Below are 26008 nucleotides of genomic sequence, written 5' to 3'. Positions count from 1 at the left end.
TTCATATTTCCTTGCGACAGGTCTCGATGCTGAGGTAGGTTCGACCTCATGAATGGTGCGCAGACGTCCGACACCGAGGATAATCCCCATCGCGAGGACGACCAGAGCTCCGAGCACAGCCGGAGCTCCGAGGCCACCGGACTCCGTGTCCGGGAGGCCATCCGGCGATCGGGGCTCAAACAGCGCAAGATCGCCGCGGCCATCGGCATCGACGAGACGAAACTGTCCAAGGCGCTGTCCGGTCGCCGCCGGTTCACCGCCGATGAGCTCCTCGGCGTGGCCACCGCCACCGGCGTGACCGTCCGGTGGCTGCTCGGGGACGAGTCACAGGTCTCCGCTCCTCCCCCGAACACGGCGACCGTTCCAGACAGCGACGAGGATGCGACTCCCAAGCGCAGCATCGCCGAAGCGGCATGGACGCTGTTCGGCCGGCACGGCTTCGACGCCGTGCGCATCGCCGATATCGCGGCCGCCTCCGGAGTCTCAGCCCCGAGCATCCACTACTACTTCGCAAACAAATCCGACCTCTTCGACGCCGCTCTCGACTATTCGGTCAAACTCGCCTTCGACCGTCAGATCGCGTGGCTTGATGAAATTGCGGACCCGGCACAGAGGCTCGAACGCCTGCTGAAGCTGCAGTCCCCGCTGGGGCGAACGGAACGCGGCGAATGGTCGATCTGGCTGCAGGCCTGGGCCCGAATGGCCTTGGAAGGTTCGACACTGACGAACTATCCGCCCAGCTACGAACGCTGGTCGCGCACCGTCCAGTCCACGATCGAGGACGGTCAGCGGACCGGCTGCTTCCGAGCCGGTGATCCGCGCGCCATGACCGATGAGCTGACCTCCCTGCTCGACGGCCTCGGCGTCAAGGTGCTCACCGGAGTGATGGACACCGACACCCTCTCGCTGCGGCTGCGGTCCTACCTCGGCCGCGCCATCCTGCTCCCGACCACAACAGAACACACAACCGATACATCCACCGATCGACTGAAGGAGTCATCATGAACCGCAAGGTCATCCTCACCTGTGCTGTCACAGGAGCCGGAGACACCACCGGCAGGAGCGAACACGTTCCCGTCAGCCCCGAGGAGATCGCGAACGATGCCATCGCGGCGGCCCGCGCCGGAGCATCGGTCGTCCACATCCACGTCCGCGACCTCGAGACCAAACAGGGTTCACGGGAGGTCGCCTACTACCGCGAAGTCGTCCGCCGCATCCGCGCCTCCGATGTCGACCCGGTCATCAACCTCACCGCCGGAATGGGCGGCGACCTCGTCATCGACCCACAGGATCCGCTGACCACGATGCCCGGCACGGACCTCGTCAACGCCCTCGACCGTCTCCCCCACGTCGAGGAGCTGCTGCCCGAGATCTGCACGATCGACTGCGGCAGCCTCAACTTCGGCGACGGATCGAACCTCTACGTCTCGACCCCCGACATGCTCCGCGAAGGCTCGAAACGCATCCAGACCCTTGGCGTGCGTCCCGAGCTGGAGATCTTCGACACCGGAAATCTGTGGTTCGCCAACGTCCTCGTCGAAGAGGGACTCATCGACGGCCCGCCGCTGTACCAGCTGTGCATGGGCATCCCCTATGGTGCCCCTGCCGATCCGGGACTGCTGGCGGCGATGGTGAACATGCTGCCGAAGGGTGCGCAGTTCACGTCCTTCGCCATCGGCGCCAACCAACTGCCGTGGGTGGCCCACTCCGTGCTCGCCGGCGGTCACGCCCGCGTCGGACTCGAGGACAACCTCTATCTGTCCAAGGGAGTGAAAGCCACGAACGCCGATCTCACCGCTCGCGCCGTCGAGATCATCACAAGCCTCGGCTCGTCCGTGGCCACCCCCGATGAGGCCCGCGAGATCCTCGATCTGCGCGTGCAGACACCGACCATCACAGGAGACGATCTGTGAACGATTCCACCCACGCCGCGCCCGCCCCCAGCTCGCCGGTCTTCCCCGACTTCGATGCGATCGGCTCCATCACCTGCATCGGCGCCGGAACGATCGGCGGTGGATGGGCCGCGTACTTCCTCGCCCAGGGGTACCGGGTGAAGATCTGGGATCCGGCTCCGGATGCCGGCGAGAAGTTCAATCGACTCCTCGACGCGGCTTGGCCGGCCCTGGCCGAACTCGACATGGTCGCAGGCGCCGACCGAACCGCGTGGTCGATCCACACCGACCTCGCCGAGGCGGTCGCGGGCACCGGGTTCGTCCAGGAGTCCGCTCCCGAAGATCTCGCACTCAAGCGTGGTCTCCTCGCCCAGATCGACGAGGTCTGCCCACCGAACATCGTCATCAGTTCGTCGACTTCGGGCTACAGCATGACCGAGATGGCCACCGAGGCGGCCCACCCCGAACGGCTCGTCGTCGGCCATCCGTTCAATCCGCCCTACCTCCTCCCTTTGGTCGAGGTCGTCGGCGGAAAGTCCACGTCGGCCGCCGCTGTCGACTGGGCCGCAGACTTCTTCACCCACATCGGCAAGTCCGTCATCCGCATGGACCGCGAAGTCCCCGGCTTCATCGCCAACCGACTGCAGGAGGCACAGTGGCGGGAGGCCCTGTACATGGTCGAGCAGGGCGAGGCCACGGTCGAGCAGATCGACCGCTCGATCACCGATGGTCCGGGTCTCCGTTGGCCGTTCCAGGGGCCGATGCTCACGTTCCACCTCGCCGGCGGTGAGGGCGGTATGGCGCATATGCTCGACCATTTCGGTCCGTCGCTGAAGTCCCCGTGGACGCGCCTGACCGCTCCCGAGCTCAGCCAGCAGCTGCGAGATGATGTCGTGGCCGGCTGCGATATCGAAGCCGGTGAACGCTCCATTGCCGACCTCGTGGCTCATCGTGATGCCGGAATCATCGCCCTGCGTCGACTCACGGCGCAGTTGGACGCCACGCCAGACTCCAGCAAAGCCCAGTCGGCGGACGGCACTTCGGGGCACCCGGCATCCCCCGCCGCGGTTTCTGCTCCCCCGTCCTCCGCACCGACGGCGGCGACCGCCTCGGCGTCGAAGCTGAGCACGTACAGCACTGAGGTCGTGCCCAAGTGGATCGATTACAACGGTCACATGTCCGAGGCCTTCTATGTCCTCGTCTTCGGATTCGCGACCGACCAGGTGATGGATCAGCTCGGCCTCGATGCCGCCTACCGAGAATCCCAGAAGGCGTCCCTGTATACGGTCGAATCCCATATCCGCTACCTCGACGAGGCGGCTCTCGGCGACCGACTCACCGTCGTCCCGCGCCTCGTCAGTGCCGCAGAGAAGAAGCTGCACCTGGCCTATGAGATGTATGTCGGGGACCGGCTCGTGTCCACCGAGGAGATCATGGCCCTCCACGTCGATCAGACCACGGATCGCGTCGTGCCCTTCCCGGACACCGTGGCCGAGCGGATCTCTCAGGTCGTCGCGGAGCGTCCGGAGTGGGTAGGTCGCTCGATCGACTGACTCGTCAGGAATCGAGAAGTCAGCCCGGACTCGGGCCGCTATTCTTAAAGTCATCGCTTCAGTCGAAGCCGACTATCCGGACCCGAATCCGTTCCATGAGGAGTCATCATGACCACCACGACTGCCGACGTCACGTTCACTGCGACCGCCGAGCTGCTGGCCGACCGTCCGATTCTGCGCCTGCCCCAGGACGCCAGCGATCAGCTGCCCTCCCGCGGGCAGGTGGCCGTCACCGGCACCCTCGACGGCACGGAATTCAGCACTGTCGTCGAACCCGATGGCCTTCGCGGCCATTGGATCAGTCTTGATGAGGACCAGTGGAAGAAGCTCGGTGCGAAAGAGGGAACGGCGGTCGAGGTCGGCCTGACGCCGACGAAGGACTGGCCGGAGGTCACGGTTCCCGCGGACCTCCGCACCGCGCTCGATTCTGCCGGCGGTCTCGACGATGTGTGGTCCGGCCTGACTCCGATGGCACGGTGGGAATGGGTGCGCTGGATCAAGGCGACGAAGAACGCGGATACGCGTGCTCGTCGTGTCGACGTCGCGATCTCGAAGCTCGAGTCGGGCAAACGTCGTCCCTGCTGTTTCGACCTGTCCTCCTGCACGGATCCGGAACTGTCGAAGAGCGGAAAGCTGCTCGGGCTGTCCTGACCCGGCACGCGCCTCATCGGCATGCGTAGCAGGCATCTGATCGCGGTGCAGGATTCAGTCGGTGTCTGCGGCAATCGCGGCCGAAGCCCAGATGAGCGGGATCTGCAGCGGCAGTCTCGCCAAAGCAATGGCCCGGCCCCTGGGATCGTCCCAGTGTTTGACCACAGTGTAGATGTTGGCAGGGAAGACGCCGACCATGAGCGCCGCGGATGCCGCGCCGCCGAGGCGACGTGTCCCCGCGTTCGCCATCAGTCCCGCGCAGCCGAGTTCAGCGATGCCGCTGGCATAGGTCCAGAAGCGCGGGTTGCCCAACTGAGGCGGCACGATGGAGTCGAAAAGGGCGGGCCGGGAGAAGTGGGCAACGCCGGCCAGGCCGAGGATGCCGGTCATGATCGTCGTCTTCATCGTCATTCCGAATCCGTTCTTGTGGAGCTTAGGGGAATCGAACCCCTGACCTTTTCATTGCGAACGAAACGCTCTACCAACTGAGCTAAAGCCCCTCTTCCGGTTTCAGTTTACGCCTGCTCCCGGCGTTCGACCAAAATCGCGCGGCCCCAAACGGGGATCGACCGGCACGGCCTGTCACCTGGGGCGGATCCGGTGGAGCCCCTTGATCCCGGCGAGTAGAGTCGAAAGAGAGTCCCCTCTACGAAAGGACCGACAATGGCAGAAGAATTCGGAACAGTCGTCATCGGCGCAGGCCTCGCAGGAGGCACCGTGGTCGAATCACTGCGCGACGCCGGCTACACGGCGCAGATCGCTCTTGTCGGCGCCGATCCTGCGGCTCCGTACTACCGGCCGGACCTGTCGAAGAAGGTGATGATCGAAGGGTCGGATCCTGCCGATTCGGCGCTCCGAGGCGAAGACTGGTATCCCGCTCACAACGTGTCGACGTTCTTCGGCACCTCGGCGACCTCCATCGACACGGATGCCCAGACGGTCGACCTAGAGGACGGACGAGAACTGTCCTATGGTCAGGTGATCCTCGCGACCGGAGCGGTGCCCCGCACACTCGACGTCCCGGGCGTCCAGCTGGGCAATATCCACACTCTCCGCGATGCCGGGGATGCAGTGGCCATCCGCTCGCAGTTCGGCGACGGCAAGAAGGTCGCGGTCATCGGCGGCGGCTGGATCGGCCTGGAAGTCGCGGCAGCGGCGAAGTCCCACGGCAGCGATGTCACGGTCGTCCTCCGTACCGACGCTCCCCCGCTCTCCTCCGTCCTCGGACAGGAGCTTGGAGAATACTTCGAGGACCTGCACCGGAAGAACGGAGTCAACTTCCTCAAGAACGCGGATACGACCGCGTTCACCGGTGACTCCGCGGTCGAGGCCGTCGAAACGTCCGCCGGAAGCGTCCCGGCCGATCTCGTGGTGGTCGGAATCGGCGCCGATCCCGCCATCGACCTGGCATCCTCGGCAGGGTTGTCGACCGAGAACGGAGTGATCGTCGACGAACAGATGCGCACGTCGGACGGCAACGTGCTGGCGATCGGCGATATTGCGAATGCGCAGAACACTCTGCGCGGTGAACGTCTGCGCGTCGAGCACTGGGACAACGCGGTGCGCCAGGCCGAGGTCGCAGCCTCGACGATCAGCGGAGGGACCAAGTCCTACGACTGGCAGCCGTACTTCTACACCGACCAGTTCGACCTCGGTATGGAATACGTCGGCCGCGGCGCAACCGAGGACGACGTCGTCATCCGCGGTGACAAGTCCAGCGGCGAGTTCATCGTCTTCTGGCACCGTGACGGAACGGTCACCGCAGCCATGAACGTCAATGTCTGGGACTATGGCGACGAACTCCGCGCACTCATCGGCAACAACGTCACCGCCGATCGACTCGCCGACGAACAGGTGCCCGTCGGCGAACTCTGAATCGGTCTGCCTCTGAGTCCGACCGCCACTGAGTCGGACCGCTCAGCTCTCGCTTGATGACTCCGCGGGGTCGGTGACAGACAGTCCCCGACCCCGCGGTTTCCTTGCCGTCTCTGGCATCCTGGTAGGCATGGATTCGCTCTTCGCCGATGAGGCTTTCGACCGCCGACCGACAATCGTCGTACCCGGCGCGGTCTGGGTGCCAGGCTTCCTGTCCTCCGAGGCGCAGCAGTGGATCATCGCCCGCTACGCCGAATGGCAGTCCGGTCCGGTTCCACCCCATGCCACGACGATCGCGGGCCATCCGATGAGTGTGACGACGATCGGTCTGGGTTGGCATTGGCAGCCCGGGGGCTACCACCGGCGTGCCGTCGACGTCAACGACAAGGTGGTGCTGCCTTTCCCCGATTGGATGACCCGGCTGGGTCGGCAGGTTCTGCAGTCGGCAGTCACGGTCGTCGAGGACTCCGCGGATTTCGCCCCGGGATCCGCTGCCGCGTGGGGTTTCGATCCTGCCTGCTACCACCCGGATGTGGCACTTGTGAACTACTACGACGAGCACGCGAAGATGGGCATGCACCAGGACAAAGACGAGTTCGATCCCGCGCCCGTCGTCTCCCTGTCACTCGGCGATACGTGCCTTTTTCGGTTCGGGAACACCGAGTCTCGCAACCGCCCCTTTGACGATCTGCGCCTGGCGTCGGGCGACGCCTTCGTCTTCGGCGGACCTGCCCGCTTCGCCTATCACGGGGTCCGATCGATCCAAGCGGGAACCGCACCGGATGCGGGACGGCTGGACCACCTCGGCGGGGGCAGGATCAACATCACGATACGCACGACCGGTCGGGACTGAACGACGCGATCACGTGGCTGAGCGACCCACCACTGCGACAACAACGGACACGAGCAGGCGAACGTATCGAGCGATCGGCGCCCTCAGGGAACGACGGACTCAGGAGTCCTTCGCGTCGGGGTCGATGTCGACAACCCCTTCAGGCGGCGCTGCCAGCCGATTCGGTGACGTCTTCCGGAACACCGGCTGTCCGGACAGCACCGCCGACCTGGCCAGGGTGTTGCTCGCAACCGAGGACACGATGATCAGGCACAGCACGGCGATGACCGCCATGATCAGCGAACTCCAGGAGAACCCGGACGCGTAGAGGTCGTAGATGAAGGCCGCGATGACGATGAACGGCATGCCCAGACCTGTGGCCGGAGAGAACACATTGATCCGAGACAGGGCATCACGGACCCTGAACATCGCCAGAGCGGAGCCGAGCAGCAGCAGGGAGCCGGTGATCCCGAAGATCCCGACGAGGGTCGTGGCGAGTGCTTCATTCATCAGCGGTGCCCCCTCGTGAGGATTCGGGAGAGAGCGATCGTGGCGAGGATGCCCACCATGGACGACAGGAAGATCACATCGAGGACGATCGATGAAGACACCGTGATGCCGAGCATGGTGACGATGGCGATCGCCGAGAAGTAGATGAGGTCCGAGACCACCGCGCGTGAGCCCTGGTCGCGAGCAGTGAGCACGCGGATGAGCCCGATGACGATGGCGGCGGCGAGGATGACCGCACAGATGCTTGCGATGACGATCATGGGCGTCCTCCCTGCGGATCGGCGTGTGGTCCCGGTGCCCGTCCACGGGTCATGGCCAGCAGTCGCGATTCCATATCGATGAGGCCATTGAGGGCGGATTCCTCCGACTCCTCGAACAGGGCGTGGACGAAGATCACCGGCGGGGTCGTCGACGTGCCGGCGGCGATCGCTGTCACCAGGGTGCCGGGAGTGATGGTGATCGACGATGCGAAGAGGGTGACTTCGAGGTCGGTGGCGCAGCGCATCGGCAGTTCGACGATCATCGGCTGGGCGTAGTCGCTGCGGAAGAGTCGGGAGATGATGGTCGCCGAGCCCGTGATGATCGCCCAGACGATGAAGCCGACGTAGGAGATGCCGTGGATGAGTCGCATCACGGTGCCATCACCGCCTCGATGTAGTCACTGTGGTCGAGCAGACCTTCGGCTGCCCGATGCGTGAGGGCGAGCAGAGGCTCCGGGAAGCAGAAGAGCGCAACGGACAGCCCGATCATGATCGTGGCGGGCACCAGCAGTCGGCCCGGGATGCGCACGCTGCGCGTGATCGGTTCGGCCGGAGCACGCCCGGTCTCCGCCGAGTCCGGACGGTACGTCTGCATCGGCGATCCCCAGAAAGTGTTGCGCCAGGTGCGCTGAAGCGCCAGCAGACTGATCAGTGCGCCCACGACGATGACGGTGACCAGGACCCATCCGAAGCCGCCGCCGGCGTCCGTGGAGGCCCTGACGAGGCCGACCTTGCCCCACAACCCGGAGGTCGGCGGCAGACCGACGAGGGAGAAGAGGCCGAGGACCATGAGGACGGTCGCCCACCGCTCCCGTGAGGCGAGTCCTGAGAGCTTGCGGAAGGAACCGGTGCCGTAGGTCTGTTCGACGGCGCCCATGACGAGCAGCAGGCCTGCCATCGTGATCATGTGGTGCATCATGTAGAAGGCGCCGGCACCGAGGGCCGCCGAGGTCAGCAGGGTGGCGCCGATGAGAATGTGGCCCACGCCTGCGGTCATCTGGAACCCGAGCACATTGCGCACCCGCACCTGCCCGAATCCGGAGATCGCACCGATGAGGATGCTCGCCACCGCGACGATGAGAATGGCGGTCGCCCACGGTGCAGGCTCACCGTAGACAGTGGTGTAGATGCGGTAGATCGCATACAGCCCGACTTTGGAGTGCAGTCCGGAGAACAGCGACATCATGCCCGCCGAGGTGTTCGGATAGCTGCGGACGAGCCACCCGTGGAAGGGTGCGCCGCCGGCCTTGATGAGCAGAGAGAGCAACACCACGCCCAGAGCGACCGCGGCTTGGCCGGTCGGACGTCCCTGATCTGCCAGGACGGCGAGGTTGACGGTGCCGGTGGCGCCGTAGACGAACCCGACGCCGATGAGCAGCATCGTCGAGGTCAGCAGGTTGACCATGACGTAGAGACGTCCGATGCCGAGCCTGCGCCAGGTGCCGGTGACGGCGATGAGTGCGTAGGCGGGCAGCATCATCACCTCGACGAAGACGAAGAAGTTGAACAGATCACCGGTCAGCAGCGCACCGTAGACACCGGTGAGCATCATCAGGATGAGCGCCGGAACGAATCTGTACTGGTCCTCACCGGTGGAGACCAGGAACAGGCTGCTGACGAACGCGACCAGCGAGGTGAGCACCAGCATGAGCGCGGTGAACGTGTCCGAGACGAACACGATCGCCAGGCCGGGCACATAGTCGCCGACCGAATGGGCGATCACCGGGGTCGAGGCGTGCACCCCGAGCAGGACGATGCCGCTGCCGCCGACGAGCACAGGAACGGCGAGCAGGAGCAGCCGGTCGAAGGTGCGTGAGGTGATGAGCACGCTCAGCGCGGAGGCCAGAAGCGGGATGCCGATGAGCAGCAGAAGCAGTGCGGAGTTCATGAGTCGCGCTCCTCCCCTGTCTCAGGATTGCGTTTCTGGTCGTCGTCGTGGCCGAGCACAGCCAGGGCGAGCATGAAGATCGTCACTGCCAGGGTGATGACGATGGCAGTGAGGACGAAGGCCTGAGGCAGCGGATCGGCTGCCTCGGCGAGGTCACCGCGCCCGGCCAGAGGTTCCCCTCTCCACGCGCCGACGCCGGCCGAGAGCAGGATGAAGTTCGCGGCATGGGAGATGAGGGTGAGACCGAAGACTCCCCGGACCATGGAGCGCTGCATCATGAGGTAGACGCCGCCTGTGGTGAGGACGCCGATCGTCGGTGCCAGGATCATGCTTCCTCCTCATCTCCGTCGGTTGGTGGGTCCCCGTGGAGGATATGCGTCGAATTCGCGCGCACCTTCGCCTCTCCGGACTCTTCGACACCGCGGCGTCGGCTGCGTTCGGGGCGTTCTCCGCGGATGGCCTCCATCGGACCGCTCAGCTCACCGTAGAGCAGCTCATCGGCACGTTCGCGTGTGCGTTCGACGTCTCGGCGGATGATGCCGTTGGTGAGCACATCGTCCCCGGCCGGTGTGGCCGCGGAGTCCGAGACGCCGAGGAGGTTGAACGAGAGCAGCATGAGGCCGAGTACCGCTAAGTAGACTCCGACGTCGAAGAGCATCGATGTCGTCCAGTGCTGACCGGCGAATTCGGTGTGCATCGGCTGCAGGAACGAACCGGCGAAGAGGAGGCCGATGATTCCCGTGACCACTGCTGTGGCGACTCCGGAGCCGATGAGGTACAGGGGCGCACGCGGCGGACCGATCGCCCGGTCCTTCGGCGTGGACAGGTAGGCCAGGCCGATGACGGCAGACCCGACGAGGGCGGCGATGAATCCGCCTCCCGGGGAATTGTGGCCGCGCCAGAAGATCAGCAGCGAGCTCACCGCCAGCAGCGGGCCGAGGATCTTCAGGGTCAGCTGCAGAGGGATGACGTTCGGCCAGGCCTCGTGGACGGCACGGTATGCAGTGGTGCCCTTGGGGCGGATCGACACCCACGGCGGCCGCGGCGGCTCCGGGATGTTCTCGGCCGGCGGGTCGATGAACTTGTCCTTGACCGTCGACATCACCGCGACGATCGCGATTCCGGCCATGCCGAGGACGGTCAGCTCACCGAGGGTATCAAGGGCACGGAACTCGACGAGGATCGTGTTGACGATGTTCTTACCACCGCTGATCTCCGGGGCTTTGTCGAGGTAGTACAGGCCGAGGTCGGACCGTTCCCGACGACCGTTGAGCGCCAGAGTGAGTCCGGCCACGCTTGCCCCGACGATGATCGCGAGGATCAGCCGCGGTGTCTGCTTGCGCTTCGGGTACTTCCAGAACGACCGGGGCAGCTTCTGCAGCACGAGCATGATGACGATGATCGTCATCGCTTCGACGAGCAGCTGGGTCAGGGTGACGTCGGGGGCCCCGAGAGCCAGGATCTGCACGGTGGCGAGGATTCCGATGGCAGACAGCGCCACGACGGTGGTCAGTCGCGAATGCGAGGTGCACAGGACGAGCACCGCCACGGTAATGAGGATGAGCAGAATCACGTCGACAGGACGGCTGAGGTTGGCTTGGAGCGGCGGCAAATCGGCGAAGACGACGGGGATGGCCCCGATGGCGAGCACGCTCAGTCCGCCCAGCGACAGAGCGAGATAGGGGCCCGAGTTCATGGGACGGACGAAGGCGGAGAGCCCATATCCCAGGCGTTTGAGAGTATTTGTCAGCGAATCGATGACATCGGCTCCGTCGAAGGGCAGCGTGGCCTTGTGGAAGAAGACGAAGACGCGTGACCGGCGGAGGATGATGAACACGCCGATGACGATGATGAGCCCGGAGGCGAGCAGTTCGATGTTGAATCCGTGCCACAGCGCCAGGTGCACGTGTTCAGAGGCTGTCGGCACCGCAGCCCGCACCACCTGGTCGAGCGGGGTGTCGAGGAGGTAGAGGACAAAGCTCAGCGGCACCGACGCCAGGATCGGCAGGGCCGCTGCGATGAGCATGACGGGTGAACCGCGCTGGATGCGACGCTCCTCGGGTTCGCGGCCGTCGATGAAGCTGCCCCAGACTGTCTTCGCGCAGTAGGCGAAGGTGAGCACCGAAGCCCCCACGGCGACGAGCAGAGCCACCCAACCGGCCCAGGGCCCGCCCGGGGTCTCCCCCAGCGCAGTGAACAGAGCCTCCTTGGACACGAATCCCAACAGCGGCGGAATCCCGGCCATGGACGCACAGCCGATGATCATCACCGTGAATGCCGCCGGGGCGGTGCGCATGAGTTTCGGAATCCGTGCGAGGTCTCTGGTGCCTGCGAGGTGGTCGACCACGCCGACCATCATGAACAGGCCGGACTTGAACAGTGCATGAGCGATGACGTGGAGGGTGGCGGCTGCGATCGCTGCCTCGGTGCCGACCCCGATGACCGCGGTGATGAGACCGAGTTGGGACACGGTCGAATAGGCCATGAGCTTCTTCACGTCATGTTGGTTGAGCGCGAACCAGCCGCCCAGGCAAGCGGTGACGAGACCTGCTGTCACGAGCAGGATATTCCATGCCGGTGTGGCGTGGAAGGTCGGTGAGAACCGAAGCATGAGGAAGATGCCGGCTTTGACGACGGCAGCGGCATGCAGATAGGCCGAAACAGGGGTGGCCGCGGCCATCGCGTCGGGCAGCCACGGATGGAACGGGAACTGAGCGGACTTCGTCATGGCTGCGACGCCTACGAGCAGAGCCACGAGCGTCGTGACTTCGGGCTGGCCCGCCCACACCGGGGAGCTGATCGCCTCGGCGAGGTTCGTCGTCCCCGTCACGGCGATGATCACTCCGGTGGCCACCAGCAGGCTGAGGCCGCCGATGAAGGTGAAGAACATCGTCCGCAGGGCCGGTGCCTGCCCGGGGGGTCCGGACCGGGCGATGAGGAAGAACGACGCCAGGGACGTCAGCTCCCAGCACACGAACAGCACGAGCACATCGTTGGTGAGCACAAGGGCGACCATGGAGAAAGTGAAGATCACCATCAGCCAATAGAAGCTCGTATTACGTCCAGGGCTGAGGTAGCGCGTCGAATAGATGAACACGACCGCACCGATGATCAGTGCGATATAGGTGAACACGACACCGATTCCGTCGGCGCGCAGCGCCAGGTCCACCCCGAAGCTGGGAATCCAGGGGTAGAACACTTCCGGATTCCGCCCGGCCATCACCTCGGCGGCGGTGGGAGTGAACAGGGCTGCCACGCCGAGATAGCCGATCGCCAACGGCCAGCCGCTCTCGCGTCCCGCGAAACGGGTGAGGACGGGAGTGAGCACCACGAGGGCTGCCAGAGCGATTAGCGTTAGGATCATGACCGGGCCTCAAAGGCCGCAGGCACAGGTGATCGTTCGTTCACTCACTGATCCTTCATCGCAAGGTGCGCGTTCTGCAGAACACAGACTTTCGAAGATTCAGACTATCGACTCGGAGTTCCATGAGCAAAAGCACAAAGAGCCTCGACCCTTCCCCGCGGCTGTCGGTCTACTTCGACGCGCGCTTCACCCGCACGACTCATCACGACGGGATCTCCCGGTACGGTTCGTGTCTGCTTTCGGCCCTGCTGTCGGCCGTCGAGGGCACGGAGATCGAGGTGACCGTGATCATCAGCGATGAGGCTCAGTTGGCTCTGCTTCCCGAATGCTCATGGGTGCAGCTGAGCGATCCCACCTCCCCCGCCGAGGTGGCCATCGCCGGAAAGCTCAATGCACTGGGCGCCGATGTCGTGTTCTCGACGATGCAGACGATGGGATCGTTCGGACGCCGCTACGGCCTCATCCTGACCATCCACGACCTCATCTACTACTCGCATCCCAAACCGCCGGGTGACCTGCCGCTGCCAGTGAGGCTGCTGTGGCGGGCGTATCACTTGAGCTTCCTCCCGCAGCGGCTGCTGCTCAATCGTGCCGATGCCGTGGCGGCCGTCTCAGAGACGACGAAAGATCTCATCGCCGCCCACCGGCTGACGGATCGTCCGGTGCAGGTGGTGTCCAATGCCGCCGAGGCGGTCGCTATGCCGGCTCGGACAGTGAACCGACACGATGCGAAGACGCTTATCTACATGGGTGCGTTCCTGCCGTACAAGAACGTCGAATCCCTCATCCGCGCGCTCGAGCACCTGCCGGGGTGGACCCTGCACATTGCCAGCCGCATCGATGGCCGGAGGGAAGCTCAGCTGCGAGCCCTCATTCCCGACCGGGCGAGGGTCGTCTTCCATCGGGGAATCAGCGATGAGGAGTATGCGCATCTGCTCGACGAGTCGACTGCCCTGGTCACGGCTTCGCGGGAGGAGGGCTTCGGCCTGCCCGTGATCGAGGCGATGGCCAAAGGAGTGCCCGTGGCCGTGTCGGATATTCCGATCTTCCGGGAGATCGCCGCCGAGGCGGCCGAATACTTCGACCCGGAAGACCCGCAGTCGATCGCGAACGCGATCGACCGGCTCACCGATGCAGGCAGGTGGGCGGAGCAGTCCGCGGCCGGCAGGCGTCAGTCCCAGGTCTTCGATTGGGAAAAGTCGGCAGACTCACTGGTCGACCTCATCAGATCAGTCGCTGCCAACCGCAAGACAGAGGGCTGAGTCCGCGCGGGCACTGATGCAAGGATGACAGCCTCTGGTTCGGCAATGGCGCAGCAGCCGATGGCCGAGCCCGCCGCGGTGCGACCGAACGACTCAGTGGGAGACCGTGCCCCAACTGCGCAGAACCCATTGGTCGCCGGAGTACCCGAACTCTCCGTGACCGCAGTTTCGGAGCACCCCGAGCCGACCGGTCCCGTTCATCTCCAGGAGGATTTCGGCGGCGGCGCGCAGCACAGCACCGTGGGCGACGACAGCGATCGTCGAGGCTTCAGCGGACTGCGCGATTTCGGTGATGGCGTCGGCAACGCGGCGGCCCGACTGGGTACGCGATTCTCCTCCGGGAGGCGCGATATCGGCGCCGGAGGCCCATTCGGCGAGTTCGTCCGGCCAGGTCTCCGCCACCTCGGCGCGGGTGGAGCCTTCCCATTCGCCGAAGGCGGTCTCGCGCAGCCGCTCATCGCGAACGGGTTCGAGAGCGACGAGTGACGCCAAGCTGTCGGCGGTCGCAGCGGCGCGCGAGAGATCGGAGGAGACGATGAGCTCCGGTCCAAGTTCGGCGAGCCGCCCGGCGACCTGATCGGCCTGCGCTCGGCCGGTGTCGTTGAGGGGGACGTCGGACTGCCCCTGGAACCGACCGGCGACGTTGAAGTCCGTCTGTCCATGACGCCAGAACAGAACGGTCTTCGTCATGTGTCCGAGCCGGGTTCCGGCAGCTGCAGATCAATGACCGGAACGTCCTTCCACAACCGCTCGAGCGCGTAGTATTCGCGCTGTTCGGCTGAGAAAACATGGACGACGATCTCGCCGAAGTCGAGCAGCACCCAGTCCCCTCCCCGGCCTTCACGGCGCAGCGGGGTGCGGTCGTGGACGAGCTGCACTTCCTGTTCGATCGCGTCGATGACCGCACCGATCTGGCGTTCGTTGTCGGCGGAGACGATGAGGAACGCGTCGGTGATGTAGAGCGTGGAGCTCACATCGAGGCCGATGATGTCGGTTCCGAGCTTCTCGTCCGCGGCTTTGGCCGCGGTTCGAAGCAGCTGGGTGGATTCGGCGATCTCGCTCACAAGATCCTTTCGCATGGATGCGGTTATCGAGGTGGTGTGTCCCGGGTGTTGCTCAGAGGAACATGACGAGGGCGATGACGATGAGTGCCAGCGCGAAGAAGGCGGCCACGCCGAGGACGATATAGGGCATCTTCGAAGGCTCTTCGCCCATGAGGATCTGACCGTCCTGCCCGGTCACCGAGCTGGCACGGATGCGTGAGCCGGGAGGGTTGACGGTCTCTTCGTCTTCGTAGTCGGCATTCGGCAGCGACCAGGCTTCGGGCACAGCGTCCATCGGCCGGGTCTCCGGATTGGCCGCCAGGGCGCGTGCCGCGTCATCGGAGCCTGCGTCACCGGCCGATTCGTCGGCCCGACCGGGCACCGGCGTCTGCGGTCCGCGAGCATCGCTCTTGCGGGGTTCATCGACCTCGGGGATCTGCGCCGAGGCGGCTGTGACGACGCGGACTCCGGAGGTCGAAGGCGGCTGCACGATCGGCATCCGTCGCGACCGAGACGAAGGCTCGGACTCGTCCTCGCCATCGGCCTCGGGCTCCGCCGCCGACTTGTCTTCGGTGGCAGGCTCATCTGCGGGAACTGCTGCAGCGGCAACACCCGTGGCTCGCTTGTCGGTTGAGGCGTTCTGATCCTCTGAGTCCGGCTCGTCCGAGGTCTCGGCAGGCTTCTCGCCCTCGTCCTCGGTGCCGAGTGCAGGAGCGTCGCGGTCGAGAGCCGAATACGGCATCGACAGCGCGTCGTAGGGTTCGCTCGCCACGGTCGTCGGCCTCGGAGCCGAGGCAGAAGTGACAGGGGCTTCGAAGTCGCGGGCGGCGACCTCATCAGCTGCTCCCCCGAAACCGGCGGTGTCATAGGATTCGTGCTCGGTGCCCGCGGCATTCGCATCCGGGCTCGACACGGACGAGGCATCTGCAGGGTCGGCTGCGGCGTCCGTGTCGGCTGCGTCTGGCTCGAGGGCGTCCGAGCCGGTGGCTTCCGACTGTGTCGCCTCCGGTTCCGGGACCTCCGGGATCGGACCGGTCAAGCGACCCTCGGCAGCGGCCTGGCGTTCGGCCAGTTCCTGCTCGTCGGCCACAACCGGCATCGCGCCGGTGGACAGATCGCCGTACTGCGAAAGTCCGTGTTCGCGCAGGTATCGCTTCTTCTCGGCACGCGATTGGAAGTGCGGCAACGGGGTCCGTGTCGGGTCGAGACGGTCTTCGGCATGTACCGGCGGCCGGGACTCCTGCGGATGGTCCGAGGCCAGGGCGCCGCGTTCGTGGCTGGTCCGCGGCGAGGGGTCGGGGTCGATGCGCGAGGCGGCGTCGTCGCGGGTCTCAGCGGCGGGTTTCGCACCGGGCTTCTTCGGGGGCAGCGGGCTGAGGAGTCCGGCGCGAGAGTTCGGAGCCTCCTTCGGCTGCTCAGGAACCTCTCGTGCTTCGAACGCCTGTTCCGCCGCCAGCCTTTCGGCTTCGCGCCGTGCTCGACGTGACGTGAACTGCTCCTCAGCCATTCTCACTCCTGTACAACTCGTATTTCGCGATGTACTGCACTACGCCGTCCGGTACGAGGTACCAGACGGGTGCACCATCCATCACCCGTTGTCTGCAATCCGTGGACGATATCGCCAGCGCAGGGATCTGCACGAGACTCAGCCGGTCGACCGGCAGTCCCTCACCGTGGAGTTCGTGCCCGGGCCGGCTGACCCCGACGAAGTGTGCCAGGGAAAACAGCTCATCCACATTCTTCCACGTCAAGATCTGAGCCAAAGCGTCCGCGCCGGTGATGAAGAACAACTCGGTATCGGGACCGTAGCTGCTGGCGAGGTCGCGCAGCGTGTCGATCGTGTAGGTCGGACCCGGTCTGTCGACATCGGCCCGGGAGACGGTGAACCGCGGATTCGATGCCGTGGCGATGACGGTCATCAGGTATCGGTGCTCGGCGCTGCTGACCTCTTCGACTTCCTTCTGATACGGCCGTCCCGTGGGGACGAAAACCACCTCGTCGAGGTCGAAGGTCGCCTGGACCTCACTTGCCGCGACGAGGTGGCCGTTGTGGACGGGGTCGAAGGTGCCGCCCATGACACCGACTCTGCGTCTGTGCTCTGCCATATCAGTGGCGGTGCGAGATGCCCTTCCACGACCGGGACACAATGCCCATCGTGATGAAGATCGCCAGGGTGATGAGTCCGTACCAGATCGGATCCATCGGCAGCTCCACGTGAGCTGCGTGCTCCCCACCTTCGGCCGCGGCGGCCATAATGGCTGCGTTCACGTCATTTCTCCTTACTCAGTGATCCGTCGCGCGCAGAGCGCTTCGGGGTCGTTACCTTCTCAGTTTCTCATGAACCATCGGGGAATCCGGCATCGACATGACTTCTTCCCCCTCCGATGTCTCCCCTGGTCGGGCGGTGAGGACCCTGATCGCGGAGTGTCGGAGTCGATTGGGGCTCAGGAACGGACCTGGCCGTTGCCCATCATCACCCATTTCGTGGTCGTCAGCTGCTCGAGTCCCATGGGGCCGCGAGCATGTAGCTTCTGGGTGGAGATGCCCACCTCCGCACCGAAGCCGAGCTCTCCCCCGTCAGTGAATCGCGTGGAGACGTTGACTCCGACCGCCGCTGCGTCGATGGCGGTGACGAAGGTGTCCGCGTTGTCGAGGTCCTTCGTCACGATCACCTCGGTGTGGCCGGAGCTGTAGGCACGGATATGGTCGATGGCCTCTTCGATGCCGGAGACGATCTTGATCGCGATCTCCAGCCCCAGGTACTCCTTGGCCCAGTCGCGTCTCGACACGCGTCGGACCTTCATCCCGGCCGGCGCCAATGCCGAGACGTCCGAATCGGCGTGGACGATGACCCCGGCGCCGTCGAGGCGTTCGAGGATCTTCGGCAGCACTCGCTTCGCGGCCTTCTCATGCACGAGCAGGGTCTCCAGCGAGTTGCACACGCTGGGTCGATGCGTCTTCGAGTTGAGGACGAGGTCGACGGAGGTCTTCACCGTGGCGGTGGAGTCGATGAACATGTGCACATTGCCCACGCCTGTTTCGATGACGGGCACGATCGATTCCTGCACGACCATGTTGATGAGGTCGGCTCCGCCTCGGGGAATGAGCAGATCGACGTAGTCGCGCGCGTGCATGAGCACGTGCGCGCCCTCGCGCCCGTACTGGTCGATGCCGCTGATCGAGTCGGCCGGCAGTCCTGCCGATTCGACGGCGCGGCGGAGGATGGAGATGATCTCAGTGTTCGAGTTCTGTGCAGCCGATCCTCCGCGCAGGACCGAGGCGTTTCCGGACTTGAGTGCGAGGACGGCGATGTCGACGGTGACGTTCGGGCGGGCTTCGTAGATCGCGCCGATGACACCCATAGGCACACGGTTCTGGGTGAGTCGGATGCCGTTGGGCAGGGTGCGTCCGACGACGACCTCGCCGACGGGATCCGCGAGGTCGATGACGTCCTCGACGGAGTCCGCGATCGCTGCGATGCGATCGGCGTCGAGGCGCAGACGGTCGAGCAGAGCCTCGCTCATTCCGTTCTCGGTGCCTGCGGCGATGTCGGCGTCGTTGGCTTTCACGATGCGGTCGGTGCTGCTGCGCAGCGCCTCGGCGATGGCGCTGAGAGCGGCATTCTTCTCGGCGGTCGAGGTCGTCGCCAACAGGGTCGAGGCGATCTTGGCGTTGCGCACGATGCGGGTCACTCCGCGCACGGTCTTCGGGTGGATCTCGGCTGCTGCTGTCATGGGCTATCTCCCCCCGCTCACCTGTGTGAGAACGAGATCGTTTCGATGGATGACCTCTTTACGGTAATCATTTCCCAGACGGGTGCCAAGTTCCTCGGTTGTGGACCGGAACATCAGCGGGAGCTCGTCCGAGGAGAAGTTCGACATACCGCGGGCGATGACCTCGTCGTCGAGATTGCGGATCTCGACCGGATCCCCTGCTTCGAAGTCCCCGCTGCACGAGGTGACGCCCGCAGCGAGCAGGGACGTGCCCCTCGAGAGCAACGCCGTTTCGGCTCCTCTGTCGATCGTGACCGAGCCGAAGGTCCGGGCGAGGTGGCGCAGCCACAGCAGGCGGGTACCCCGTCGTCTGTGGGTGACCGCGAAGTATGTGCCCACGGGCTGCCCCGCCAGCGCTGAGGCGGCCTGCGGTGCTGAGGTCAGCACGGCCGGGATCCCCGAATCGGCGACCATGATGGCGGCGTCGACCTTCGTGGCCATTCCGCCCGTACCGGTGCCGGCCGTCCCGACACCGCCGATGGCGAGGTCGTCGAGGTCGCTGGGTCCGTGCACGCGGCCGATCAGGCGGGAGCCGGGCTGGTCCGGGGGTCCCGAGTAGAGCGCGTCGACGTCGGAGAGCAGCACGAGCGCATCAGCGTGAGCCAGGTGAGCGACGAGCGCTGCCAGCCGGTCGTTGTCTCCGAAGCGGATCTCCTCGGTGGCCACGGCATCGTTCTCGTTGACGATGGGCAGCGTGCCCAATGCGAGGAGCTTGTCGATGGCGCGCTGGGCGTTCTTGTACTGGGTGCGTCGGATCAGGTCATCGGCGGTGAGCAGCACCTGGCCGGGAACGAGGTCGTAGCGTCCCAGCGCCCGTGTGTATGCGGCCATGAGCAGTCCTTGGCCGACCCCGGCAGCAGCCTGCTGGCTGGCAAGGTCGCGAGGTCGCTTCTTCAGGCCCATCGGCTCCAGTCCGGCTGCGATCGCGCCGGAGGAGACGAGGATGACCTCATGACCGGCCGATCGGTGAGAACCGATGACATCGGTCAGGGCGATGAGTTTTGCTTCGTCGAGTCCGCCGTCGATCGTCGTCAGCGACGACGATCCGACCTTGACGACGATGCGACGGGCTCGGGCGATGTCGTCCCGGAACGATCCTGCGGAAGAATCCACCTGAGCTGCGGCGCTCACTCCTCGCCGGCTCCCTCAGCAGACTCCGTCGCAGGTGCACCGAGGCGGCTCTCACGCTGGGCGCGTTCGGCCAGCCGCTCCTGTTCGAACTCGGCCCGTGTGGCGGCCTTCGCGTCCATCTTCTCGTGATAGGCGGCCTTGCGCTCCTTGCGTGTGGAGCGCGTTTCCTCGTCGAGCCGGGCGTCCGATCCGCGAGAGCCGAGCAGTTCGGCCCCGCCGACGGTTGTGGGATCCCAGTCGAAGACGACGCCGTCGTCTCCGCCGACGACGATGGTGTCGCCGGGTTTCGCTCCAGCCTTGAAGAGAGCCTCTTCGACGCCGAGGTGCTCGAGGCGGTCGGCGAGGTAGCCGACGGCCTCGTCGTTTCCGAAGTCCGTCTGCTGCACCCAGCGACGAGGCTTGTCACCGAGGACGCGGAACAGCGGTCCGTCGGAGGTGCGTTCGGAACGGACTTCGAATCCGCGATCGTCGACGGCTTTCGGCCGGATGACCACACGCTGCGGTGTCGCTTCTATCTCGGCGCGACGTTCCCGTTCGGCGAGCACGAGCTCGGCCATGGCGAACGAGAGTTCCCGCAGACCCGCATGACTGACTGCCGAGATCTCGAAGACCCGGTATCCGGCAGCTTCGAGATCGGGCCGCACGATATCGGCGAGGTCGCGACCGTCGGGGATGTCGACCTTGTTGAGCGCCACGAGCTTCGGACGCTGTGAGAGCGGAAGTAGTCCGCTCCCGTCGTCGAGGTCGACGGCATAGGCGGCGAGTTCGGATTCGATGATCGTGAGGTCGGAAACGGGATCGCGTCCGGGCTCCCAAGTGGCCATGTCGATGACATGGACGAGGCCGGCGCATCGTTCGACGTGGCGGAGGAACTCGAGGCCGAGCCCCTTGCCCTCCGATGCGCCGGGGATGAGTCCTGGAACGTCGGCGACCGTGTAGCGGGTGTCGCCGGCCTGGACGACCCCGAGGTTGGGCACGAGTGTCGTGAACGGGTAGTCGGCGATCTTCGGCTTGGCGGCTGACAGCGCAGCGATCAGGCTCGATTTGCCCGCCGACGGGTATCCCACGAGAGCGATGTCGGCGATCGTCTTGAGTTCGAGCACGAGGCTGAGCGTCTGCCCGGGCTCTCCGAGGAGCGCGAAGCCGGGGGCCTTGCGCTTCGTCGAGGCCAGAGCGGCGTTGCCGAGCCCGCCGCGGCCACCGGCGGCTGCGGTGAATTCAGTTCCGTCGTCGACCAGGTCGGCAATGACGTCGCCGTTGGTGTTCTTCACCACGGTGCCCTCGGGGACATCGACGATGAGGTCTCTGCCGTCGGCACCGTGGCGCAGATCGCCCTTGCCGATCCCGCCGTCGTCGGCGCGCACGTGCGGACGGTGGTGCAGAGGAAGCAGAGTGGTGGTCTGGCGGTCGACGCGGAAGATGATGTTGCCGCCGTTGCCGCCGTCGGCGCCGTCTGGCCCGCCGAGCGGTTTGAACTTCTCGCGCCTGATCGACGCACATCCGTTCCCACCTGCGCCTGCGGCGAGGTGAACGGTGACACGGTCTACGAACTCGGTGGCCATAATGTCCTTATATCAGATGAAGGGTGAGTCGTTCGACTCACCCTTCATGCTCCCTTTTCAGGGAGAGATCATATTGACGACGGAACGGATCCGGGAAAGATCAGGCTCCGACGATGTTGACGATCTTGCGACCGTTGCGGGTTCCGAATTCCACGGCACCGGCGGTCAGTGCGAAGAGGGTATCGTCTCCTCCACGGCCGACATTCGCTCCGGGGTGGAACTTGGTTCCGCGCTGGCGGACGATGATCTCGCCGGCCTTGACGGCCTGGCCGCCGAAGCGCTTCACGCCGAGGTACTGTGGGTTCGAGTCGCGACCGTTGCGGGTCGAGCTGACTCCCTTTTTGCTTGCCATGTGAGAAGTCTCCTCTTACTTGATGTTCGTGATCTTCAGACGGGTGAGGTCCTGGCGGTGGCCCTGACGCTTCTTGTACCCGGTCTTGTTCTTGTACTTCTGGATCACAATCTTGGGACCGCGGAGTTCACCGGCGACCTCAGCGCTGACCGAGACCTTCGCCAGAGCGTCGGGATCGGTCGTGACCGTCTCACCGTCGACAAGAAGTACGGCATCGAGTTCGACGCTGTCTCCAGCCTTCGCCTTCATTCGATTGACTGTGATGATATCGCCGACGCTCACCTTTTCCTGGTGGCCTCCGGCGCGGACGATGGCATAGACCATGGTCGAACCCTCTTTCTGTTGAAAACAAACGAACGGCGGTTGTCCCTTGGCTGCCGCAGAACGAGTCCTGCAGACATCCCATTGAGAGGAATCACCAGCCGTGGTGCGTCACGCGCACCGACGAACAATTCTAGTCGAGAGTGCACGGCGACGGCAAACCCGCAGCCCATGCTCGAGCGGACGACCCGCCCAATGTGAGCCATCTCTCGTCCACGCCCGGAGGCAGGCGACTCTCCCGGCACTTCGACTCAGCTTTCGCGCGACTCCGCGATGCGCTCGTGCCGGCGGATGACCTCGGCGACGATGAATGCCAAGAACTTTTCTGCGAACTCCGGATCGAGATGGGACTCCTCGGCGAGTTCTCGCAGCCGGGCCACCTGCCTGGCTTCCCGAGACTCGTCGGCCGGGGGCAGACCATGGTCGGCTTTGAGTTCGCCGACTCGCTCGGTGAGTTTGAAGCGCTCGGCGAGGAGGTGAACGAGGGAGGCATCGATGTTGTCGATGCTGCCTCGCAGCTCCTGCAGCCGTTCGACTGCGCGTATCCTGTCGTCTCTGTTCTCATCCACGCCCCCAGTCTATCGATGCCCGGACATGCCTGTGCGCCGCGTCCGAATGGGCGCGGCGAACAGGCAACCTAAGTCGGTTGAGTCCTCCTCCGTCAGACATGGAGGTCGGCAATCAGGCGGGCTGGTCGACCGGGACAGCGTCGGCGGTGTCCGGATCGTTGAGCGTGCCGGCCTTGCGGTCGGCGAGGTACTTCTTCATCTCCTTCTTGACCACCGGCATCAGCATGTAGAGGCCGAGGATGTTGATGAAGGCACACATGAACAGGGCCGCATCCGCGAACTCCACGACCTTGGAGAAGGTCGCCACACAGCCGACGACGACGAAGAGGCAGACCAGCGTGCGGAAGACGGTGACACTGGCCTTCGCATTGCCGAACAGGTAGCTCCATGCCTGCTCACCGTAGTACGCCCAAGTGATGAGGGTCGAGAAGGCGAACAGCGCGACAGCGATGGCCAGCAGGATCGGGTACCACGAGGCGACCGTGGAGAAGGCATCCGAAGTCAGTGCCACTCCACCGATCTCACCGGCACCCAGATCCTCCCGGTACGACGCCTGGTTGGCCACGATGATCGTCAGCGCCGTCATGGTGCAGACGATGACCGGGTTCGAGGAGTGCCACGAATCCCTCGGAGATCGGACGACGCGTCTTGACCGCCGAGTGAGCGATCGGCGCGGACCCGATTCCAGCCTCGTTGGAGAAGGCCGAACGCTGGAAGCCGATGATCATGACTCCGACGATGCCGCCGGCCACACCCTGCGGGTTGAACGCGCCGGCGAAGATCTCGCCGATCGCATTGGGGATGTTCGAGAAGTTGAGCCCCAACACGAGGAGGCACGAGATGACATAGAAGATGGCCATTCCGGGTACGAGTTTGTCGGTGACCTTGGCGATGGAGCGGATGCCGCCGAGGATGACCAGGGCGACGAGAGCCGCGAAGATGATTCCGAAGACGAGCGAGGCGAAGGGGCCGGCCAGGAATCCGTCATCGCCGCCGGTGGCGGTGCGGACCTGGGCGAAGGTCTGGTTGGCCTGGAACATTCCGCCGCCGACGACGCCGAAGATGAGGATGGCGATGGCGAACAGTCCGGTGAGCACCGTTGCCACCGGCTTGGAGAAACGGCGGAAGGCAACGGGGAGGTACTTGAACGGGCCACCGTGAACCACACCGTTCTCGTCGATCTCGCGGTACTTCACTCCGAGAGTGCATTCGACGAACTTCGTGCACATACCCAGAAGTCCGGCCACGATCATCCAGAAGGTCGCTCCAGGTCCGCCGAGTGCGATGGCCACTCCGACACCGGCGATATTGCCGAGACCGACGGTGCCCGACAGCGCAGAGGCCAGTGCCTGGAAGTGGCTGACCTCACCCGGATCGGACTTCGAGGAGAATTTTCCACGGATGATCTCGAGCGACAGCTTGGCTCCTCGAGCTTGGATGAAGCCGAAGTAGACCGTGAAGACCGCCGCCGCAGAGATCAGCCACAGGACGACGAATGGAAAAGAGATCTCTCCGATGGAGATCGGAAAGAAGATGATACTGCCGAACCATGTCGCGATCGGATCGAACCAGGAATTGATGGCACCGTCGACCGGGGACACCGGCGCTGCTGAAATCTGAAGATCATTCATAGTGTGACAACCTACTGAGACTTGAGTCACATTCAAGCGTTCCAAGTTGTGGGACGGTTTCAGTTATCGAACCGTTACGAAACTGGCCGTTCCACGGCTGTTTGAGATTCCCGTCTCATTACCTGGCCTAGACTGGGAGCATGACTCAGAACCCCCAGCAGCCAGATCAGCGACCCATTCGAGCGTCGAACCCGACCACTGATCGCGGCCCCGTCCCCAGCGGAGATCCGAGCACACATATCCAGGCAGGGCACAGTCAGCCCGCGGCCTATCCCGGGGCGGAGGCGGTGACGAATCCCAATGGCCACTATGGTTCGCAGGGTGCTCAGTCCGGTTCGATCGGCGGCGCGGGGACGACCGCATCGTATGGTCCGCCCGCCGGCGCCCAGGCGAACACGGGCGCGCCGCCGCACCACCGTGAAGGCGCACCGCTGCCACCGGCACCACAGAGACGACGCTCAGACGGACAGCCCGCCGATTCAGGTCCGGGTCTGGTCGCCGGGTCCGGGCCTGTCTCGTCACAGTCCTCTCCCCCTGGGACCGGACGGTCGACTGTGCAGACTCCGAATTCCCACCGCGGCCCATCTGCCTCGGGTCAGGGGAATTCTGCACCGACGCGCATCGTCTCCCCCGACGGCGAACGTGTCCGAGAGAAGCCGGCAGGCGGGGTTTCGGGCTACTTCGCCATCGTCGGCGCCATCGTCCTGCTGCTCCTCGCTGTGCTCCTGGGCATCATCGGGTTCGTCATGACCTTCGCCCAAGTCGTCGTCGGTGTCGTCCTCTTCATCGTCGCCGTCCTCGGCTTCATCGCTTCGATGTTCCTGTTCAAGGGCTGCACTTCGGTGGCGCCAGGACATGCCGTCGTCCTCCAGCTCTACGGCAAGTACGTCGGAACGGTCAGGCAGTCGGGTCTGCGATTCGTCAATCCCTTCTACACGAAGGATCAGATCTCGACTCGCATCCGCAACCATGAGACCTCGACGCTGAAGGTCAATGACCTCGACGGCAATCCGATCGAGATCGGCGCTGTGGTCGTCTGGCAGGTCCGCGACACCGCACAGGCGATGTTCGAGGTCGATGACTTCGAGGAGTTCGTCGCCATCCAGGCGGAGACCGCGGTTCGGCACATCGCCAACTCCTATGCCTACGATACGTCGGATCCCAGCCGCATGTCGTTGCGCGACAACGCCGACGAGATCACCTCGCGGCTCTCCGATGAGGTCGCCGCCCGCGTCATGGCTGCGGGCGTCACGATCATCGAATCGCGCATCACCCAATTGGCCTACGCCCCTGAGATCGCCCGTGCCATGCTCCAGCGCCAACAGGCCACGGCCGTCGTCGCCGCCCGTCAGCTCATCGTCGAAGGAGCTGTGGGCATGGTCGAGACGGCGATCGAGGAGATCGAAGGACGGCAGATCGTCAGGCTCGGGCAGACCGAACGCAGCGACCTCGTATCGAACCTGATGATCGTCCTCTGCGGTGACCAGGCCGCACAGCCGACGATCAGCACCACCCGCAATCAGCAGTCGGCAGGCTGAC

General features: G+C 64.8%; 28 protein-coding genes and 1 tRNA gene. 8 read left to right on the top strand and 21 right to left on the bottom strand.

The features are described 5' to 3' along the window. The first annotated feature begins 48 nt into the window (after window positions 1-48). From BI49514_RS07465 to BI49514_RS07450, 4 genes are all read left to right on the top strand, one after another. A complete protein-coding gene (locus BI49514_RS07465) occupies window positions 49-1005 on the top strand; it encodes a TetR family transcriptional regulator (RefSeq protein ID WP_101545644.1) in 957 nt (318 codons plus the stop codon). Next, window positions 1002-1913: a beta-keto acid cleavage family enzyme gene (locus BI49514_RS07460; RefSeq protein WP_101545642.1), complete on the top strand. Its 912-nt coding sequence runs from the start codon at window positions 1002-1004 to the stop codon at window positions 1911-1913. Before BI49514_RS07465 ends, BI49514_RS07460 begins: the two co-directional genes overlap by 4 nt. Further along, entirely contained in the window at window positions 1910-3445 is a 1536-nt protein-coding gene (locus tag BI49514_RS07455) for a 3-hydroxyacyl-CoA dehydrogenase NAD-binding domain-containing protein (RefSeq protein WP_101545640.1), read from the top strand. The genes BI49514_RS07460 and BI49514_RS07455 overlap by 4 nt, the downstream gene beginning before the upstream one ends. A 108-nt stretch (window positions 3446-3553) precedes the next feature. Then, the gene (locus tag BI49514_RS07450; RefSeq protein WP_101545638.1) at window positions 3554-4096 is read left to right on the top strand and encodes a YdeI/OmpD-associated family protein; all 543 of its coding nucleotides are present in this window, start codon (window positions 3554-3556) and stop codon (window positions 4094-4096) included. A gap of 54 nt (window positions 4097-4150) precedes the next feature. Here BI49514_RS07450 and BI49514_RS07445 read toward each other — a convergent pair whose 3' ends face one another. Together BI49514_RS07445 and BI49514_RS07440 are read right to left on the bottom strand one after the other, a co-directional pair. Next, entirely contained in the window at window positions 4151-4507 is a 357-nt protein-coding gene (locus BI49514_RS07445) for a DoxX family protein (protein ID WP_338063769.1), read from the bottom strand. Between the two features lie 16 nt (window positions 4508-4523). Next, window positions 4524-4596: transfer RNA gene (locus BI49514_RS07440), tRNA-Ala, on the bottom strand. Between the two features lie 163 nt (window positions 4597-4759). Here BI49514_RS07440 and BI49514_RS07435 point away from each other — a divergent pair. Then, window positions 4760-5971 carry an NAD(P)/FAD-dependent oxidoreductase gene (locus BI49514_RS07435; protein ID WP_101545635.1) on the top strand — a complete coding sequence of 404 codons (1212 nt, stop codon included), beginning with the start codon at window positions 4760-4762 and terminating at the stop codon, window positions 5969-5971. 130 nt (window positions 5972-6101) lie between these two features. Further along, entirely contained in the window at window positions 6102-6824 is a 723-nt protein-coding gene (locus tag BI49514_RS07430; RefSeq protein WP_101545631.1) for an alpha-ketoglutarate-dependent dioxygenase AlkB, read from the top strand. A gap of 99 nt (window positions 6825-6923) precedes the next feature. Here the strand turns inward: BI49514_RS07430 and BI49514_RS07425 are convergent, their stop codons facing one another. From BI49514_RS07425 to BI49514_RS07400, 6 genes are read right to left on the bottom strand one after another with little or no spacing between them, the layout of a single operon-like run. Next, the gene (locus BI49514_RS07425) at window positions 6924-7313 is read right to left on the bottom strand and encodes a cation:proton antiporter (protein ID WP_101545629.1); all 390 of its coding nucleotides are present in this window, start codon (window positions 7311-7313) and stop codon (window positions 6924-6926) included. Next, window positions 7313-7573: a monovalent cation/H+ antiporter complex subunit F gene (locus tag BI49514_RS07420; protein ID WP_101545626.1), complete on the bottom strand. Its 261-nt coding sequence runs from the start codon at window positions 7571-7573 to the stop codon at window positions 7313-7315. The genes BI49514_RS07425 and BI49514_RS07420 overlap by 1 nt, the downstream gene beginning before the upstream one ends. Beyond that, window positions 7570-7944, bottom strand: coding sequence for a Na+/H+ antiporter subunit E (locus tag BI49514_RS07415; RefSeq protein WP_101545624.1), 375 nt, complete (start codon window positions 7942-7944; stop codon window positions 7570-7572). Before BI49514_RS07415 ends, BI49514_RS07420 begins: the two co-directional genes overlap by 4 nt. Continuing rightward, on the bottom strand, window positions 7944-9461 hold the full coding sequence (locus tag BI49514_RS07410; RefSeq protein WP_101545621.1) for a monovalent cation/H+ antiporter subunit D family protein: 1518 nt from the start codon (window positions 9459-9461) through the stop codon (window positions 7944-7946). Before BI49514_RS07410 ends, BI49514_RS07415 begins: the two co-directional genes overlap by 1 nt. Then, a complete protein-coding gene (locus BI49514_RS07405) occupies window positions 9458-9790 on the bottom strand; it encodes a sodium:proton antiporter (RefSeq protein ID WP_101545617.1) in 333 nt (110 codons plus the stop codon). The genes BI49514_RS07410 and BI49514_RS07405 overlap by 4 nt, the downstream gene beginning before the upstream one ends. After that, on the bottom strand, window positions 9787-12825 hold the full coding sequence (locus tag BI49514_RS07400) for a DUF4040 family protein (RefSeq protein ID WP_101545615.1): 3039 nt from the start codon (window positions 12823-12825) through the stop codon (window positions 9787-9789). Before BI49514_RS07400 ends, BI49514_RS07405 begins: the two co-directional genes overlap by 4 nt. Window positions 12826-12947: 122 nt before the next feature. Between BI49514_RS07400 and BI49514_RS07395 the strand changes: the two genes are divergently transcribed. Then, entirely contained in the window at window positions 12948-14087 is a 1140-nt protein-coding gene (locus BI49514_RS07395; protein ID WP_244195086.1) for a glycosyltransferase family 4 protein, read from the top strand. Window positions 14088-14180: 93 nt separating this feature from the next. On the opposite strand, the gene BI49514_RS07390 is transcribed toward BI49514_RS07395, so the two are convergent. From BI49514_RS07390 to BI49514_RS07340, 13 genes are all read right to left on the bottom strand, one after another. Beyond that, on the bottom strand, window positions 14181-14777 hold the full coding sequence (locus BI49514_RS07390) for a histidine phosphatase family protein (RefSeq protein WP_101545612.1): 597 nt from the start codon (window positions 14775-14777) through the stop codon (window positions 14181-14183). Beyond that, window positions 14774-15151 (bottom strand): ribosome silencing factor, encoded by a 378-nt coding sequence (gene rsfS / locus BI49514_RS07385; RefSeq protein WP_229663911.1) that lies wholly within the window; start codon window positions 15149-15151, stop codon window positions 14774-14776. The genes BI49514_RS07390 and rsfS overlap by 4 nt, the downstream gene beginning before the upstream one ends. A gap of 52 nt (window positions 15152-15203) precedes the next feature. Further along, window positions 15204-16637, bottom strand: coding sequence for a hypothetical protein (locus BI49514_RS07380; protein WP_101545607.1), 1434 nt, complete (start codon window positions 16635-16637; stop codon window positions 15204-15206). Then, on the bottom strand, window positions 16630-17235 hold the full coding sequence (gene nadD / locus BI49514_RS07375) for a nicotinate-nucleotide adenylyltransferase (RefSeq protein WP_101545605.1): 606 nt from the start codon (window positions 17233-17235) through the stop codon (window positions 16630-16632). Before nadD ends, BI49514_RS07380 begins: the two co-directional genes overlap by 8 nt. Window position 17236: 1 nt before the next feature. Next, the gene (locus BI49514_RS16530) at window positions 17237-17398 is read right to left on the bottom strand and encodes a hypothetical protein (protein WP_167443897.1); all 162 of its coding nucleotides are present in this window, start codon (window positions 17396-17398) and stop codon (window positions 17237-17239) included. Window positions 17399-17574: 176 nt separating this feature from the next. Next, the gene (locus BI49514_RS07370; protein WP_101545602.1) at window positions 17575-18864 is read right to left on the bottom strand and encodes a glutamate-5-semialdehyde dehydrogenase; all 1290 of its coding nucleotides are present in this window, start codon (window positions 18862-18864) and stop codon (window positions 17575-17577) included. A 3-nt stretch (window positions 18865-18867) separates the two neighbouring features. Further along, window positions 18868-20034 carry a glutamate 5-kinase gene (gene proB, locus BI49514_RS07365; RefSeq protein ID WP_101545600.1) on the bottom strand — a complete coding sequence of 389 codons (1167 nt, stop codon included), beginning with the start codon at window positions 20032-20034 and terminating at the stop codon, window positions 18868-18870. Further along, window positions 20031-21596: a GTPase ObgE gene (gene obgE, locus BI49514_RS07360; protein ID WP_101545596.1), complete on the bottom strand. Its 1566-nt coding sequence runs from the start codon at window positions 21594-21596 to the stop codon at window positions 20031-20033. Before obgE ends, proB begins: the two co-directional genes overlap by 4 nt. Window positions 21597-21696: 100 nt before the next feature. Next, window positions 21697-21948, bottom strand: coding sequence for a 50S ribosomal protein L27 (gene rpmA, locus BI49514_RS07355; protein ID WP_025776788.1), 252 nt, complete (start codon window positions 21946-21948; stop codon window positions 21697-21699). Between the two features lie 15 nt (window positions 21949-21963). Further along, the gene (gene rplU / locus BI49514_RS07350) at window positions 21964-22272 is read right to left on the bottom strand and encodes a 50S ribosomal protein L21 (protein WP_025776790.1); all 309 of its coding nucleotides are present in this window, start codon (window positions 22270-22272) and stop codon (window positions 21964-21966) included. A 248-nt stretch (window positions 22273-22520) separates the two neighbouring features. After that, window positions 22521-22838, bottom strand: a complete 318-nt coding sequence (locus BI49514_RS07345; RefSeq protein WP_101545594.1) for a chorismate mutase — start codon at window positions 22836-22838, stop codon at window positions 22521-22523. A gap of 112 nt (window positions 22839-22950) precedes the next feature. Further along, window positions 22951-23424, bottom strand: coding sequence for an alanine:cation symporter family protein (locus BI49514_RS17180; RefSeq protein ID WP_338063768.1), 474 nt, complete (start codon window positions 23422-23424; stop codon window positions 22951-22953). Further along, a complete protein-coding gene (locus BI49514_RS07340) occupies window positions 23360-24469 on the bottom strand; it encodes an alanine/glycine:cation symporter family protein (protein WP_338063767.1) in 1110 nt (369 codons plus the stop codon). Before BI49514_RS07340 ends, BI49514_RS17180 begins: the two co-directional genes overlap by 65 nt. A gap of 140 nt (window positions 24470-24609) precedes the next feature. Between BI49514_RS07340 and BI49514_RS07335 the strand changes: the two genes are divergently transcribed. Next, a complete protein-coding gene (locus BI49514_RS07335) occupies window positions 24610-26007 on the top strand; it encodes an SPFH domain-containing protein (RefSeq protein ID WP_244195085.1) in 1398 nt (465 codons plus the stop codon). Window position 26008 lies beyond the last annotated feature (1 nt).

This window comes from Brevibacterium iodinum ATCC 49514, from assembly GCF_900169265.1.
Classification (GTDB): domain Bacteria; phylum Actinomycetota; class Actinomycetes; order Actinomycetales; family Brevibacteriaceae; genus Brevibacterium; species Brevibacterium iodinum.
The sequence above is the reverse complement of the archived record's forward strand: the minus strand, read 5'-3'. Positions and strand labels throughout refer to the sequence as shown.